The organism is Paracidovorax konjaci, from assembly GCF_900112675.1.
Classification (GTDB): Bacteria; Pseudomonadota; Gammaproteobacteria; order Burkholderiales; family Burkholderiaceae_C; genus Paracidovorax; species Paracidovorax konjaci.
Map to the genome: position 1 here is coordinate 87637 of NZ_FOMQ01000006.1, position 15625 is coordinate 103261.

General features: G+C 71.9%; 11 protein-coding genes. 6 read left to right on the top strand and 5 right to left on the bottom strand.

Translation table 11 applies throughout. The features are described 5' to 3' along the window. The first annotated feature begins 91 nt into the window (after positions 1 to 91). From recG to ubiA, 5 genes are all read left to right on the top strand, one after another. A complete protein-coding gene (gene recG / locus BM144_RS10775; RefSeq protein ID WP_092952039.1) occupies positions 92 to 2194 on the top strand; it encodes an ATP-dependent DNA helicase RecG in 2103 nt (700 codons plus the stop codon). Between the two features lie 139 nt (positions 2195 to 2333). Further along, entirely contained in the window at positions 2334 to 3299 is a 966-nt protein-coding gene (locus BM144_RS10780) for a LysR substrate-binding domain-containing protein (protein WP_092952041.1), read from the top strand. Between the two features lie 199 nt (positions 3300 to 3498). Further along, entirely contained in the window at positions 3499 to 5250 is a 1752-nt protein-coding gene (locus BM144_RS10785; RefSeq protein ID WP_092952043.1) for a dipeptidase, read from the top strand. 133 nt (positions 5251 to 5383) lie between these two features. Next, positions 5384 to 5923, top strand: coding sequence for a Dps family protein (locus BM144_RS10790; RefSeq protein WP_092952045.1), 540 nt, complete (start codon positions 5384 to 5386; stop codon positions 5921 to 5923). A gap of 99 nt (positions 5924 to 6022) precedes the next feature. Beyond that, positions 6023 to 6910, top strand: a complete 888-nt coding sequence (gene ubiA / locus BM144_RS10795; protein WP_092952047.1) for a 4-hydroxybenzoate octaprenyltransferase — start codon at positions 6023 to 6025, stop codon at positions 6908 to 6910. 98 nt (positions 6911 to 7008) lie between these two features. On the opposite strand, the gene BM144_RS10800 is transcribed toward ubiA, so the two are convergent. From BM144_RS10800 to BM144_RS10820, 5 genes are all read right to left on the bottom strand, one after another. Continuing rightward, positions 7009 to 7647 carry a LysE family translocator gene (locus BM144_RS10800; protein WP_092952049.1) on the bottom strand — a complete coding sequence of 213 codons (639 nt, stop codon included), beginning with the start codon at positions 7645 to 7647 and terminating at the stop codon, positions 7009 to 7011. Positions 7648 to 7865: 218 nt separating this feature from the next. Then, positions 7866 to 8729 carry a pyrroline-5-carboxylate reductase gene (gene proC / locus BM144_RS10805; RefSeq protein ID WP_092952051.1) on the bottom strand — a complete coding sequence of 288 codons (864 nt, stop codon included), beginning with the start codon at positions 8727 to 8729 and terminating at the stop codon, positions 7866 to 7868. A 130-nt stretch (positions 8730 to 8859) separates the two neighbouring features. Next, positions 8860 to 11658, bottom strand: a complete 2799-nt coding sequence (locus tag BM144_RS10810; RefSeq protein WP_092952053.1) for a hypothetical protein — start codon at positions 11656 to 11658, stop codon at positions 8860 to 8862. Between the two features lie 301 nt (positions 11659 to 11959). Then, positions 11960 to 13483 (bottom strand): glycerol kinase GlpK, encoded by a 1524-nt coding sequence (glpK, locus tag BM144_RS10815; protein WP_092952055.1) that lies wholly within the window; start codon positions 13481 to 13483, stop codon positions 11960 to 11962. Positions 13484 to 13579: 96 nt separating this feature from the next. Next, positions 13580 to 14344: a DeoR/GlpR family DNA-binding transcription regulator gene (locus BM144_RS10820; RefSeq protein WP_092952057.1), complete on the bottom strand. Its 765-nt coding sequence runs from the start codon at positions 14342 to 14344 to the stop codon at positions 13580 to 13582. A gap of 201 nt (positions 14345 to 14545) precedes the next feature. Between BM144_RS10820 and BM144_RS10825 the strand changes: the two genes are divergently transcribed. Beyond that, positions 14546 to 15625, top strand: a complete 1080-nt coding sequence (locus BM144_RS10825; RefSeq protein WP_092952059.1) for an ABC transporter ATP-binding protein — start codon at positions 14546 to 14548, stop codon at positions 15623 to 15625.

Consider the following 15625-nt stretch of genomic DNA (forward strand, 5'->3'; position numbering starts at 1 on the left):
AGGAATGGCGGTTTCTGCCATTTCTGTCCGGCAAAATCCCTCCGCGCCACTTGCCGGGCCTTCCCTGTCGCTGCCGCCGTCCCCGCCCTCCATGCCCGCCCCCGCGCCCAGTCCCGCCCAGAAAGCCCTGCAGAAGATGGGCCTGTCGCGCGACATCGATCTGGCGCTGCACCTGCCGCTGCGCTACGAGGACGAGACCCGCATCACCCCGCTGCGCAACGTGCGCGACGGCGACACCGCGCAGATCGAGGCCACGGTGACGGCCAGCGAGGTGCAGTTGCGCCCGCGCCGCCAGTTGCTGGTGACGGTGGACGACGGCACGGGCACCTGCGAGCTGCGGTTCTTCAGCTTCTACCCGTCGCACCAGAAGACCCTGGCGGTGGGCGCGCGGCTGCGCATCCGCGGGGAGGTCAAGGGCGGCTTCTGGGGGCGGCAGATGCTGCACCCGGCCTTCCGCCTGGCCGGCGGCGAGCTGCCCGCGGCCCTGACGCCCGTGTACCCCACCACCGCGGGGCTGCCGCAGCCCTACCTGCGCCGCGCCGTGGTGAGCGCGCTGCAGCGCGTGGACCTGTCGGAGACCGTACCGTCCGGCCTGGAGCCGCCCATCCCGCGCTTCCTGGGCGCCGGGGGAGGCGATGCGCCGTGGTGGACGCTGCGCGACGCGCTCGTCTTCCTGCATCACCCCACGCCCGACGTGGCCCTGGCCACGCTGGAGGACCACAGCCACCCGGCCTGGCAGCGGCTGAAGGCCGAGGAGCTGCTCGCGCAGCAGCTCTCGCAACTGGAGGCCAAGCGCGAGCGCGACCGGCTGCGCGCGCCCGTGCTGCAGCCGCAGGCCGAGGCCGGCGCCGGCCTGGCCCTTCACGAGCGCCTGCTGGCGGCACTGCCCTTCGACCTGACGGCGGCGCAGCGGCGCGTGTGCGCCGAGATCGCGGCCGACCTGGCGCGCCCCGTGCCCATGCACCGGCTGCTGCAGGGCGACGTGGGCTCGGGCAAGACCGTGGTGGCGGCGCTGTCGGCGACGATCTGCATGGACGCGGGCTGGCAGTGCGCGCTCATGGCCCCCACCGAGATCCTGGCGGAGCAGCATTTCCGCAAGCTGATCGGCTGGCTGGAGCCGCTGCTCGCCGCGAGCGGGCGGCGCGTGGCGTGGCTGGTGGGCGGCCAGAAGAAAAAGGAGCGCGCGGCCATGCTGGCGCTCATCGAGACCGGCGAGGCCGCGCTGGTGGTGGGCACGCACGCGGTGATCCAGGAACAGGTGCGCTTTCGCAACCTGGCGCTCGCCGTGATCGACGAGCAGCACCGCTTCGGGGTGGCGCAGCGCCTGGCCCTGCGCCGCAAGCTGGCCCACCAGGGCATGGAGCCGCACCTGCTCATGATGAGCGCCACGCCGATCCCGCGCACGCTCGCCATGAGCTACTACGCCGACCTCGACGTCTCCACCATCGACGAGCTGCCGCCGGGCCGCACGCCCATCGTCACCAAGCTCATCGCCGACAGCCGCAAGGACGAGGTGATCGAACGCATCGGCGCCCAGGTGGCCGCCGGCCGGCAGGTCTACTGGGTGTGCCCGCTGATCGAGGAGAGCGAGGCGCTGGACCTCTCCAACGCCACGGCCACGCACGTGGATCTCTCCGAGGCGCTGCCCGGCACCATGGTGGGCCTGCTGCATTCGCGCATGCCGCCGGCCGAGAAGAAGGCCGTGATGGCGCTCTTCACGGCCGGCACCATGGGTGTGCTGGTCTCCACCACGGTGATCGAAGTGGGCGTGGACGTGCCCAATGCGTCGCTCATGGTGATCGAGCATTCCGAGCGCTTCGGCCTCTCGCAGCTGCACCAGCTGCGCGGGCGCGTGGGCCGCGGGGCCGCGGCCTCGGCCTGCGTGCTGCTCTATTCCACCGGCGACAGCGGCCGGCTGGGCGAGACCGCGCGCGACCGGCTCCGGGCCATGGCCGAGACGAACGACGGCTTCGAGATCGCGCGGCGCGACCTGGAGATCCGCGGCCCGGGCGAGTTCCTGGGCGCGCGCCAGTCCGGCGCGCCGATGCTGCGCTTCGCCGACCTCGCCACCGACACGCTGCTGCTGGAGTGGGCTCGGGAGACCGCTCCGCGCATGCTCGACGCCCACCCCGTGCAGGCGCAGCGCCACGTGGGCCGCTGGCTCGGGGGCAAGGCCGATTACCTGAAGGCGTGATCCGCGCCGCCAGCCCGCCACGGCCCCGCAACCGTGGCAGACTTGGCGGCCCGCCGCGGACGGGGCTGCGTGCATTGCCCCGCGGCGCCGCATCCCGGCGCACAATCGCACCTTCCCCCGCTCTGCCGCCCTTCAGCCAATGACTCTCACAGAACTCAAATACATCGTCGCCGTTGCACGGGAGAAGCACTTCGGCCGCGCGGCGGACGCCTGCTACGTCTCGCAACCGACGCTGTCGGTGGCCATCAAGAAGCTCGAAGACGAGCTGGAGGTCAAGCTCTTCGAGCGCAGCGCGGGCGAGGTGTCCGTCACGCCGCTGGGCGAGGAGATCGTGCGCCAGGCGCAAAGCGTGCTGGAGCAGGCCGCCGCCATCAAGGAGATCGCCAAGCGCGGCAAGGACCCGCTGGCCGGTGCGCTCACGCTGGGCGTGATCTACACCATCGGCCCCTACCTGCTGCCCGAGCTGGTGCGCCACGCCATCGCGCGCACCCCGCAGATGCCGCTCATGCTGCAGGAGAACTTCACCGTGAAGCTGCTGGAGATGCTGCGCACCGGCGAGATCGACTGCGCCATCATGGCCGAGCCCTTCCCCGACACGGGCCTGGCGATGGCGCCGCTCTACGACGAGCCCTTCATGGCCGCCGTGCCGGCCACGCACCCGCTGGCCCAGCAAAAGAGCATTTCCGCGAACGAGCTCAAGAGCGAGACCATGCTGCTGCTGGGCGCCGGCCACTGCTTCCGCGACCACGTGCTGGAGGTGTGCCCCGAGTTCGCGCGCTACGCGAGCAATGCCGAGGGCATCCGCCGCACCTTCGAAGGCTCGTCGCTGGAGACCATCAAGCACATGGTCTCGGCCGGCATGGGCGTGACGCTGGTGCCGCGCCTCTCGGTGCCGCGCGACGCGCTGCACACGGGCTCCAAGCGCCGCAAGAGCGACGACACGCACATCCGCTACCTGCCCATCGAGGAGCCCGATGGCGGCCCGCCGCCGATGCGCCGGGTGGTGCTGGCGTGGCGGCGCAGCTTCACGCGCTACGAGGCCATCGCGGCCCTGCGCAACGCCGTGTACGCCTGCGAGCTGCCGGGCGTCACGCGGCTGTCCTGACAGGGCGGCCCCGGCCGCTCCCCTCTTTCGCACTGCGCGCCGCTCACCGAGCGGCGCTTTTTTTGGGGTGGGCACCCGCCGCCCGCGCGGATCGCGGTGGTGCGCGGGGTTCCGTGCAGCGGTGCCGGGCGGGCCCGCGCCCCCGCTACACTGCGGCGCGCCCGCGGGCATCGCCGGGGATTCCAAGGAGACGAACACCATGAAGAAGCACCTCTGGGCCGCTGCCGCCGCCCTGGGCCTGGCCGGCTGCGCCAGCGTGCCCACCCCCGAACCCGCACCGCTCGCGGGGCCCCTGAAGAAGCCCGACCTGGACCGCATCGTGGTGGCCGAATCGGCCGCGCCGCCGCAGGATTTCCCGGCCTTCCTGGGCCGCGCGGCGAAGGCCTATCCCGCGCTGCAGTCGGCCGTGGCCGCCTATGGCGGCAAGGTGCCGATGTCGCAGGCCGACCTCGTGCAGGTGGCCCGGCTGCTGGGCCTGTACAACCGGCTGCGCCACCAGCAGGCCGTCATCGACACCACGGCGCGCATGGTCGCCATCCCCACCGTTCGTTCCGAGAAGACCGCACCGCACGAAGACCCGGCCATCATCGCGTTCGGCGCGCTGGTGGAAGGCCTGGCGCGCGACTTTGGCCTGCAGTACCGCAACGTGGACAACCGCATCTTCGAGGTCCGGCTGCCCGGCACCGGCCCGGAGGAATTCGGCATCCTCACGCACGCCGACGTGGTGCCCGTGGTGGCCGCCGAATGGGTGCTGGAGGACGGCACGCGGCTCGATCCGTTCAAGCTCACGCGCGTGGGCGGCAACCTCTACGGGCGCGGCTCCATCGACGACAAGGGCTCCATCGCCGCCGTGCTGTATGCCATGCGCACCGTGAAGGAGAGCGGCCTGCCGCTCGCGCGCGGCATCCGCCTCATGATCGAGACCACCGAGGAGACCGGTGGCGACGCCATGAAGTACTACCGCGCCAAGACCGCGCTGCCCGAGTACAACATCGTGCTGGACTCCAAGTATCCCGCCGTGGTGGCCGAGAAGGGCTCCGGCGCGCTGCGCGCCAGCTTCGCGCTGCAGCCGGGCGTGCCGGCCGCGGCCGAAGCGGCCACGGTCACCGCGATGGCCGGCGCCGCCTCCACCAACGCCGTGCCGCAGACCGCGACGGCACGCCTGCAGGCCGCCGACGCGCAGGCGCTGGCCGCCCGCCTCGAATCCGCGCGCGAGGGCTTCATCGCCAAATACACGGGGCAGGGCGGGCCGTTCCGCATCGCCATCCAGCCCGAGGGCGGGACGGTGGCGGTCACGGTGACCGGCGCTTCGGCCCACGGCTCGCGGCCGGAGGAAGGCGTCAACCCGCTGCCGCGGCTGGCGCTCTTCCTGAGCGAGTCGGGCGTGCCGCTGGCCGCCAACGGCTACGGCCAGGCCGTGCGCTACCTCGTGGACCTGTACGGCCTCGACTACCTGGGCCGCCCGATGGGGCTGGCCTACAGCGACGACTTCATGGGCCCGCTCACGCTCTCGCCCAACCTCGTGCGCGAGAAGGACGGCAAGGTGGACGTGCTCGTGAACGTGCGCATGCCGCGGGGGAGCACGCCCCAGGCGCTGGCGCAGGCGACCACCGCGAAGATCCAGGTCTGGGGCGCGCAGGCCGGCATCGCCGTCGAGGTGGACCACCAGCAGGGCAACTGGATGGCGCGCGACCCCCGGGGCGCGTGGCTCGGCACCCTGCTCGACACCTTCGGCGCCACCACCGGCCTGCCTGCGCAGCCGGTCTCCACGGCGGGCAGCACCACGGCCAAGCTGATGCCCAACGCGATCAACTTCGGCCCCGCCATGCCCGGCAAGAAATACACGGCGCACAACGCCAGGGAATTCAAGGAAGTGGCCGACCTCGACGCCGACATGCAGATGTTCACCGAGATGCTGGTGCGCATCGGCAACCTGCCCTCGATGCAGTGAGCCGGACGGGCGCAGGGGCCATGCGCTTGCGCTAAAGTGTTCCGCCAAGGCGGCCCGCCGCCGCCGCCGCGGTCTTTCTTCCCCGTCTCTTCCCGCTTTCCGTTCCCACCCCCCTTCCGAAGGAGTATTTCCCATGGCCAAAGCCTCCGGCAAATCCGCTTCCCCCAAGACCGCCGCCCTGGCCGCCAGCGCCACCGCGCCGCGCATCAACATCGGCATCAACGACAAGGACCGTGCCGCCATCGCGCAGGGCCTGTCGCGCCTGCTCGCCGACACCTACACCCTCTACCTGACCACGCACAACTTCCACTGGAACGTGACCGGGCCGATGTTCAACTCGCTGCACGCGATGTTCATGGGCCAGTACACCGAGCTGTGGAACGCCGTCGATCCGATCGCCGAGCGCATCCGCTCGCTGGGCCACCCCGCGCCCGGCTCCTATGCCGAGTTCGGCCGCCTGACCTCGCTGGCCGACGCGCCCGGCACGCCGCCCGCCGCGCTGGAGATGGTGCGCATCCTGGTCCAGGGCCATGAGGCCGTGGCCCGCACGGCGCGCGAGCTGTTCCCCGTGGCCGACAAGGCCAGCGACGAGCCCACGGCCGACCTGCTCACGCAGCGCCTCACCGTGCACGAGCAGACCGCCTGGATGCTGCGCTCCCTGCTCGAAGACTGATCCCCGCGGCGCCGGGGGCCGGCCCAGGCCCATGCCCCGGCGGCCCGCCCGCCTTCTCTCCTGCCCGCCGATGCGGGTGTTTTTCATTCGCCGCCCGCCATGCAGAGCACCGCACCGCCGCCTCCCTCCCCGCCGTCGCGCCTGTCGCTGTACCTCGACCTGATCCGCTGGAGCCGGCCGGCCGGCTGGCTGCTGCTGCTCTGGCCCACGCTGTCGGCGCTGTGGGTGGCCGCGGGGGGCTTCCCGGGCTGGCACCTGCTGGCCGTGTTCACGCTGGGCACGGTGCTCATGCGCAGCGCGGGCTGCTGCGTGAACGACGTGGCCGACCGCGATTTCGACCGGCACGTCAAGCGCACGGCGCGTCGCCCGGTGACGAGCGGCGCCGTCTCGGTGCGCGAGGCGCTGGGCCTGGGCGCGGCGCTGGCGCTGGTGTCGTTCGGCCTGGTGCTCACCACCAACGCCCCCACCATCGCTTGGTCGCTGCCCGCGCTGGCCGTGACCATCGCCTACCCGTTCGCCAAGCGCTTCGTCTCCATGCCGCAGGCGGTGCTGGGCGTGGCCTTCAGCATGGGCATCCCGATGGCGTTCGCGGCCGTGGACGGCCGCGTGCCGTGGCTCGCGCTCTGGCTGGTGCTGGGCAACCTGTGCTGGGTGCTGGCCTACGACACCGAATACGCCATGGTCGACCGCGACGACGACCTGAAGATCGGCATGAAGACCTCGGCCATCACGCTGGGCCGCCACGACGTGGCCGCGGTGATGGCGTTCTACGCGGTGTTCGTGGCCGTGTGGGCCTGGGCGCTCGCGCCGTTCGGGCTCGGCGCGCCCCTGGCGCTGGCCCTGGCGGCGGTGCTCGCGCAGGTGGCCTGGCAGTGGCGGCTGATCCGCCACCGCACGCGCGAAGGGTGCTTCCGCGCGTTCACGCTGAACCACTGGATGGGCTTCACGCTGTTCGCGGGCATCGTGGCGGGGTTCGCGCTGCAGTGATGCGTTTGCTATATTTTTAATAGCAAACTATTGAATGGATACGGCGGCATGGGGGCAAAAAGACCCTGATGCCTGGCCTGGCAGGGTCGCCCCGGCCGTCAGCCCAGCTTGTGCCGCGTCTTCAGCAGGCCCAGCCCCAGGGCGATGAACGTGCCGCCGACGAGGCGGTTGAACAGCTTCGCGTGGGCCGCGATGTGGCCCTTCACCAGGGAGATGAGCGCCACGTAGAACGCATGCGAGATCAGCGCGCAGACCGCGAAGGTGCCGGTCAGCAGCAGGTACTGGGTGAAGAGCGGCTCGCCGGGCACGATGAACTGCGGGAACAGTGCCGAGAAGAAGAGGATGGACTTGGGGTTGGTCAGCGACACGCCGAGCCCCTGCGCCACCAATTGCCCGTTGCTGCGCACGCGCCGCGCGGCGGGGGCCGCGCCCGCATCGCCGCCGATCAGCGCGTCCCGGCTGCGCCAGCGCTTGATGCCCAGCCAGACCAGGTACATCGCGCCGACCACTTTCATCGCCAGGAATGCGTGCGCCGACAGGCTGAGGATGGCCCCCATGCCGATCATCGCCAGGCCGGAGACGATGAAGATGCCCGCCGAGCTGCCCACCGAACTGAACGCCGTGCGCCTGGCGCCCACATCGACCGAGTTCGACACCGCGAGCAGCACGGCCGGGCCGGGGGTGAAGCACATGAGCAGCGAGACGCCGCAGAAAAGGAGCCAGTGGGTGAGCGTCATGCGGGGGGCTTTCGGTCGCAGGGGCGGTGGGCGCCTATTTTCGCCGGCGTGGCCGCGGCGGGGTGTGCCGGCAGGGAACGGAATCGATGTTTCTCTTGCTATTAATTAAATAGCAAACTATTCAATGGATACGGCGGCATGGAGCCAAAAACATCCCGAATCGGGGTGGGTGTCCCTGGCCGCGGGCGCGGCAGCGCAGCGGGCAGGGAGCGGCGCGCTCACTTGCCGAATTCGTCCCCCAGTTCGCGCGCCCGTGCCTGGGCGGCCTTCATCGCGCGGATGAAGTGGCCCGGCACGTCGGCCTGCTCCATCGACTGCACGGCGGCGAAGGTGGTGCCGCCCTTGGAGGTCACGCGCTGGCGCAGCACGGCGGGCGACTCGTCGGAGCGGCGCGCGAGTTCGGAGGCGCCGGTGAAGGTGCCCACGGCGAGCTGGTGCGCCTGCTCGGGGGCCAGGCCCATCTCCACGCCCGCGCGGGCCATCGCCTCCAGGAAGAGGAAGACGTAGGCCGGGCCGGAGCCGGAGAGCGCCGTCACCGCGTCGAGCTGGGACTCTTCCTCCACCCAGAGCAGCTCGCCCGTGGACGAGAGCACGTGCTGCACGGCGGCGCGCTGGGCCGAACTGACCTGCGGCCGTGCATAGAGCGCCGTCATGCCGCGCGCGATCAGGGCCGGCGTGTTGGGCATGGCGCGCACCACGCATTCCAGACCCAGCCAGGCGGCGATGCTGCCCGAGCGGATGCCGGCGGCCACGCTCAGGTGGACCGCATTGGCCGTGTAGGGGCGCGCCTGCCGCGCGGCCTCCTTGAAGGTCTGGGGCTTGACCGCCCAGACGACCACGCCCGCGCGCTCCAGCGCCGTGCCGGCTTCGGGGTGGGCCTCGATGCCGTGGTGGGCGCGCAGCGCGGCGCGCGCTTCTTCCCAGGGCTCCACCACTTCGATCTGCGAGGCCGGCGTGCCCTGGCGGAGCAGGCCGCCGATGATGGCGCTGGCCATGTTGCCGCCGCCGATGAAGGCGATGGCGGGGTGGTGCTCGGCGGTGGAAGCCGGGGCGGATGCGGGGGAGGCGGTGTCGAGGGTCATGGCGTGCGGAGGGCGGGCGAAGGCGGTCGCGGAAAGAAAAAGGCCCGCTGCGGACATGCCGCAGCGGGCCGGGTGGTCCGCATGGTAGCGCGCCCGGGGCCGGCAGGCCGGCGCCCGGGCAGCGCCGGGGTCACGCCACCACGGTGACTTGCGTGCGGATGCTGATCTGGATCTCGATCTGCGCCACGCGGTGCTGCTCGCGCGTCTGCAGGCCTTCCAGCGCCCGGCCCAGCAGTTCGCGGATGGCGGCCAACGGGTTGCCGCCCTGCACGGTGGTCGCGCCGCCGGTGCCACTGGTGCCGTTCGTGCCCGGCGTGCCGCCGGCCGCCAGGGCGGGGCCGTTCACGCCCGGCACCTCGCCGCGCGCGGCGGCCAGCAGGTTGCCCACGGCGGACCGGCCGTCGGCGCCCGGCGCGTCGTGCGTTTCGATGGCGCGGTAGATGTCCGGGTTCTGCATCATGAACTTCGCCGCGGCCTCGACCTCGGGCGGCGCGGTACCGCTCTCGGCCAGCTTGTAGAGGCGGTCGGGCGACATGTCGCCGGGCTCGAACACGCGGGCGAGTTCGCTCGCGCTGATCTTCAGCATGTGGTCGGCCAGGGTGCGCGCGGCGCTCTGTCCGTCCAGGGCCCGGGCCATGGCCGTGGTCTGCGCGCCGTTGGAGCCCGGCAGCACCGGCAGGATCTGCTGGAGCACGTCCTGCACCGAGCGGCTGGTGCCGGCGAGCCGGCTGGCCGCGCCCCCCTGCACGCCGGGCACCTTGCCGTTGGCCGCGGCCAGCAGGTTGCCGATGCTGGATTCGCCGTCGGCGCCGGGCACGTCGTGGGTGTCGATGGCGCGGTAGATGTCGGGGTTCTGCAGCATGAATTTCGCGGCATTGGCCACGGGGCCCTGGCCCTGGCTCAGCTGGTAGAGGCGGTCGGGCGTCAGCGTCTCGACCTTGGAGGCGTCGATGAGCTGGCGGCCCAGCAGCCGGCGCGGCGGGCCGGCCTGCGCGAGCAGGTGGTCGGCCAGCACGCGCGCGGCGCTCTGGCCGTCCAGCGGTGCCTGCGTGCCGGCGGTGCCCTGCACCTGCGGCATCAGCGCGCGCAGCACCTGCAGCAGTTGCTGGAGCTGCTGCAGCAACTGGCCGGCCTGCCCGCTCACGCCCGGCACCTCGCCGCGCGCGGCCGCCAGCAGGTTGCCCAGGCCGGATTTGCCGTCGGCGCCGCGCACGTCGTGGGTCTCGATGGCGCGGTAGATGTCGGGGTTCTGCAGCATGAACTTCGCGGCATCGGCCACGGGGCCCTGGCCCTGGCTCAGCTGCTGCAGGCGCTCGATGGTCATCGGCCGCGTCCGGGGAAGGAAGTGCTTGCCGAAGAGGTTCTTCACGCCGCCGCCCTCGGCCACCATGTGGTCGGCCAGGGTGCGCGCGGCGCTCTGCGCGTCCAGCGGCTGCTTCTGCGAGGCCGGCTGGGCGGCCTGCGAGAACGACTGGAGCAGTTGCAGGAGCAACTGCAGTTGCTGCAGCAGGTCGCCGAGGCGGCCCTGCACGCCGCCACCGGCGCCGGGCACTTCGCCGCGCGCGGCGGCCAGCAGGTTGCCCAGGCCGGACTTGCCGTCGGCGCCAGGCACGTCGTGGGTTTCGATGGCGCGGTAGATGTCCGGGTTCTGCAGCATGAACTTCGCGGCATCGGCCACGGGGCCCTGGCCCTGGCTCAGCTGGTAGAGGCGTTCGGCCGTCATCGGAGCGGTCTGGGGCAGGAAGCGCTTGCCGAACAGGTGGCGGGCGCCGCCGGCCTCCGAGACCATGTGGTCGGCCAGGATGCGCGAGGCGCTCTGCGCGTCCAGCGGCTGCGCCGCGGGCGTGTGCACCGCGCCGGCCGCCGAGGCCGTGCCGTTCAGCGCCCGCAGCAGCTGCAGCAGCAGTTGCAGCACGCTGTTCGCCGCGCCGGAGGCCTTGCCGCCCACGCCGGGGATATCGCCGCGGGCGGCGGCCAGCAGGTTGCCCACGCCCGACTTGCCATCGGCGCCGGGCACGTCGTGGGTTTCGATGGCACGGTAGATGTCGGGGTTCTGCAGCATGAACCGGGCGGCGGCGGCCACTTCGGGCGAGGCCTTGCCGCCCTCGGCGAGGCGGTGGAGCCGATCGACCGTCATGGCCTGGGTGCCGAAGAGGCCGGCCAGCGCCTTGGGTTTCCCGTGCAGCATGTGGTCGGCCAGGATGCGCGCCGCGCTCTGCGCGTCCAGGGTCTGGGCGGTGTCGCCGGAGCCCCGGCCCGGGCGGGCCTGCACGGGCGCCACGCGGTCCTGGCCCGGCAGCGCCGTGGCGCCCTGGGCCGGGCCCTGGGGCGGCGCATCGGCAGCGCCGCTGCCCGCGTTCTTCGCGGCGATCCGGTCGAGCGCCTCGGGGTTCTGCAGCAGGAACCGCGCCGCAGCCGACGCCGCCGGCGAGGTGTCGCCGTTCGGGCGCATGGCCAGCCGGTAGAGCGTGTTGGCGTCGATCTGCGCGGAAGGGTGCTGCTGCCGGAAGGCGGCGATGGCGCCCGCGGCTTCCTGCTCGGTCACCGCGGCCTGGGCGGTGGACGGGAGCGCGTCCTGCAATAGGGCGTCATAGCCGCCGCGCGCGGCGAAGCCCAGGTTGGAGGCACCGGTGATGCCGTCGCGCCCGGCCACGTCGTGCGTCTCCAGCAGCGCGTAGATGTCGGGGTTGCGCAGCAGGAAGGCGGCCGCTTCGGACACGCCGTCCGGCGTGTCGCCCGACGCGTTGCGTGCCAGCTGCGACAGCAGGTTGGGCGTCAGCGCGTCGATGCCGCGTTGCTGCATGTGTTTCTCCAGCGCGGCGGAGGCCTGCCGGGTCTGTGCGGCGGCGTTGCCGGCGGTGGTGCCGGTCCGCGCGATGCCGACACGGATGCTGATTGAGGCGGAATAGCCAGTGACCATCGTGCTCATGGGTCTGCTCTCGTCAGACAGCGGAGACGGATTTCCAGGCCCGTCCCCCCTGCCGGAGGGGGGGAGGAAGCGGTCTCGGGGGTCGAGCCGGGAGTCATGGCAGTGGAACGCTGCCGCTCGCGATCATCGGAAGCCGCGCCCGCCCCGGTCCGCCCGCACGCGAAGCGATGCCAGGGAAACGGAAAAGCCGCCGGAACCGGCGGCCGCAACGGCCACGGCGCGGCGCGCCGATGCCGCGCGCGGGCCGTGGAGATGCCGTGGAAATGTCGCTGTAATGCCGTGCCCCGAAGGGGCGGCGGCGTCAGTCCAGTGAGGCCTGGCGCACCGCATGCTCCCAGCGGGCCATGCGTTCCTGCGCGCGCGCCGGGCTCAGCGTGGGCAGGAAGCGGCGGTCTGCGCGCCAGAGCGAGGACAGCGCCTCGGTGCTGCCGTAGACCCCGCAGGACAGCCCCGCCAGATAGGCCGCGCCGAGCGCCGTGGTCTCGATCACCGCGGGCCGCACCACGGGGATGCCCAGCAGGTCGGCCTGGAACTGCATGAGCAGGTCGTTCACGCAGGCGCCGCCGTCCACGCGCAGCTCGCTCACGGGCGCCCCGCCGGCGGCCACGGCGTCGCGGCCCATGGCCTGCAGCAGCGCGGCGCTCTGGTAGGCGATGCTCTCCAGCGCGGCGCGGGCGATGTGGGCCAGCGTGGTGCCGCGCGTGAGGCCGGTGATGGTGCCGCGCGCATCGGGCTTCCAGTAGGGCGCGCCCAGCCCGGTGAAGGCCGGCACCATCATCACGCCGCCCGAGTCCGGCACGCTCTCGGCGAGCGATTGCACCTCGCTGCTCGACGGGATGGCGCGCAGGCCGTCGCGCAGCCACTGCACCACGGCACCGCCCACGAACACGCTGCCTTCCATCGCGTACTGGGGCCGGGCGCCGGGCCCCCCCGGGCCGGACAGCGTGGAGCCCACTTGTGCCGCGCTGGTGGTGATGAGGCCGTTGCCAGAGGTCTGGAACGCGTCGCCCGTGTGCATGAGCATGAAGCAGCCCGTGCCGTAGGTGTTCTTGGCCATGCCCGCCGAGAAGCAGGCCTGGCCGAACAGCGCGCTCTGCTGGTCGCCCGCCACGCCGCCGATGGGAATGGCGCCGCCCAGCAGCGCCGCATCGGTCGCGCCGAAATCGCTGGCCGAGGGCTGCACGCGCGGCAGCAGGGCGCGGGGCACGCGCAGCAGCGCCAGCAGGTCATCGTCCCACTCGTTGGTGTGCACGTTGAAGAGCATGGTGCGCGCGGCGTTGGTCACGTCGGTCACGTGCACCTTGCCGCCCGTGAGCTGCCAGATGAGCCAGCTGTCCACTGTGCCGAAGGCGAGGTCGCCGGCCTCGGCCGCCTCGCGCGCGCGGGGCACGTTGTCCAGCAGCCAGCGCAGCTTGGTGGCCGAGAAGTAGGCATCGATGCGCAGCCCCGTCCTGGCCTGGATGGCGGCCTCGTGGCCCTGCTCGCGCAGTTCGGCGCACAGGGGCTCGGCGCGGCGGTCCTGCCACACGATGGCGTGGTGCACGGGCTGGCCGGTGCGCCGGTTCCAGAGCACGGTGGTCTCGCGCTGGTTGGTGATGCCCAGGGCGCGCACGTCGCCGGCCTGCAGGCCCGCCTGCGCGAGCGCCTGCCGTGCCGTGGCGAGTTGCGTGCGCCAGATCTCCAGCGGGTCGTGCTCGACCCATCCGGGCTGCGGGTAGATCTGCGGCAGCTCCTGCTGCGCCTGGGCGACGATGTGGCCGCGCTCATCGAACACGATGCTGCGCGAGCTGGAGGTCCCTTGGTCGAGTGCGAGCAGGTAGGTCATGGCGGTCCGAAAGAAAAAGCGGTGCGTTGGAAGGAAGAAGTGGGGGCCGCGGTGCGCGCGCGGGTCCGTGGGCGGGGTGTGCGGGCCGCGGGCCGGTCACTCTGCCACATCGAGTTCCACGCCCGCCTCGCGCAGCAGCGCGGGGAAGGGTTCGGGCGGGGCGGCATCGGTGAACAGGCGGTCGATCTGGGCCAGTTTCGCCACCTGCACCATGGCCGGGCGGTCGAACTTGCTGTGGTCGGCAGCGAGCCAGACCTCGCGGGACTGGGCAATGATGGTCTGCGCCACCTTCACCTCGCGCAGGTCGAAATCGCGCAGCGAGCCGTCGGGCTCGATGCCGGAGATGCCGATGAGCGCGATGTCCACCTTGAACTGGCGGATGAAATCCACCGCCGCCTCGCCCACGATGCCGCGGTCGCGCGCACGCACCACGCCGCCGGCCACGATCAGCTCGCAGTCCGGGTTGCCGGCCAGGATCGCCGCCACGTTCAGGTTGTTGGTGATCACGCGCAGCCCCTGGTGGTGCAGCAGCGCGCGCGCGATCGCCTCGGTGGTGGTGCCGATGTTCAGGATCAGCGAGCAGTTGTGCGGCACCGCCTGCGCCACGGCGCGCGCGATGCGCGCCTTGCCGTCGGCGTGCAGCGTCTCGCGCTGGGTGTGGGCGAGGTTCTCGGTGGTGGAGCTGGGCACGCGCACGCCGCCGTGGAAGCGCAGCAGCAATCCGTTGTCGGCCAGCCGCTGGATGTCGCGGCGCACGGTCTGCAGGGTCACGCCCAGCGTTTCGGCCAGGTGTTCGACGGTGGCGGAGCGGCGGGCGCGGACTTCTTCGAGGAGCAGGAGCTGGCGGGGATTGGTGTTCACGCGGGACGACGGGCCAATGGAAGGAAAGGAAAAGAGAGGGGCGCAAGGACGAGAGGCCTCACTTTAAAACGAACGAAAAGGAACAATCCGAGGGTAAACCTTGATTCAAAGCGAACAGAAAAGAACAAAAATGAACTCAACCGAAACGCTGGCCCCGACCGGGCATGCGTGGCGACTCCATACAACAGGAAAGGGCGTGGGATGCAGCTGGACCTTGAGCGCATCGGCAAGAAGGTGGGTGCGCAGACCTGGCTGCACGGCATGGACATGGCGCTCCAGCCCGGGGCCGTGACCGTGCTCCTGGGCGCGACCCAGGCCGGCAAGACCAGCCTCATGCGCATCATGGCCGGGCTCGATGCCCCGACCGAAGGGCGCGTGCGCGTGGACGGCGTGGACGTGACGGGCATGCCCGTGCGCGAGCGCAACGTGGCCATGGTGTACCAGCAGTTCATCAACTACCCCTCGATGACGGTGGCGGACAACATCGCCTCGCCGCTGCGGCTGCGCGGCGAGAAGAACGTGCAGGAGCGCGTCCGCGCGCTGGCCGAGCGCCTGCACATCGACATGTTCCTGGCCCGCCACCCGGCCGAACTCTCGGGCGGGCAGCAGCAGCGCGTGGCCCTGGCGCGCGCGCTGGCCAAGGGCGCGCCGCTCATGCTGCTGGACGAGCCCCTTGTCAACCTCGACTACAAGCTGCGCGAGGAACTGCGCGACGAACTCACGCAGCTCTTCGCCGCGGGCGATTCGACGGTGGTGTATGCCACCACCGAGCCCGGAGAGGCCCTGCTGCTGGGCGGCTACACCGCCGTGCTGCACGAGGGCGAGCTGCTGCAATACGGCCCCACGGCCGAGGTCTTCCACACGCCCAGCTCGCTGCGCGTGGCGCGTGCCTTCAGCGACCCTCCGATGAATCTGCTGCCTGCCGAGGCGGTGGAGCAGGGCGTTCGCGTGGCCAGCCGCGAGGTACTGGCACTGCCGCAACCGCTGCCTGCCGGCGCGGCCGGCGGGCTCACCGTCGGAGTGCGCGCCAGCGCGCTGCGGCTCGCCGCGCGGCCCGGCGACGTGGCCGTGCCCGGCACGGTGGAGCTGGCGGAGATCGCCGGCTCCGACACCTTCGTGCATGCCGAGACGCCCTGGGGCGGAATGGTCGCGCAGTTCACGGGCGTCCATGATTTCGCGCTCGGCGCCGCGATCACGCTGCACCTGCAGCCCGGCGATGTGTATGTCTTCGGCGCCGACGGCGCCTTGCTGCGCGCACCCGCGCGCCGGGGAGGGCGCTGA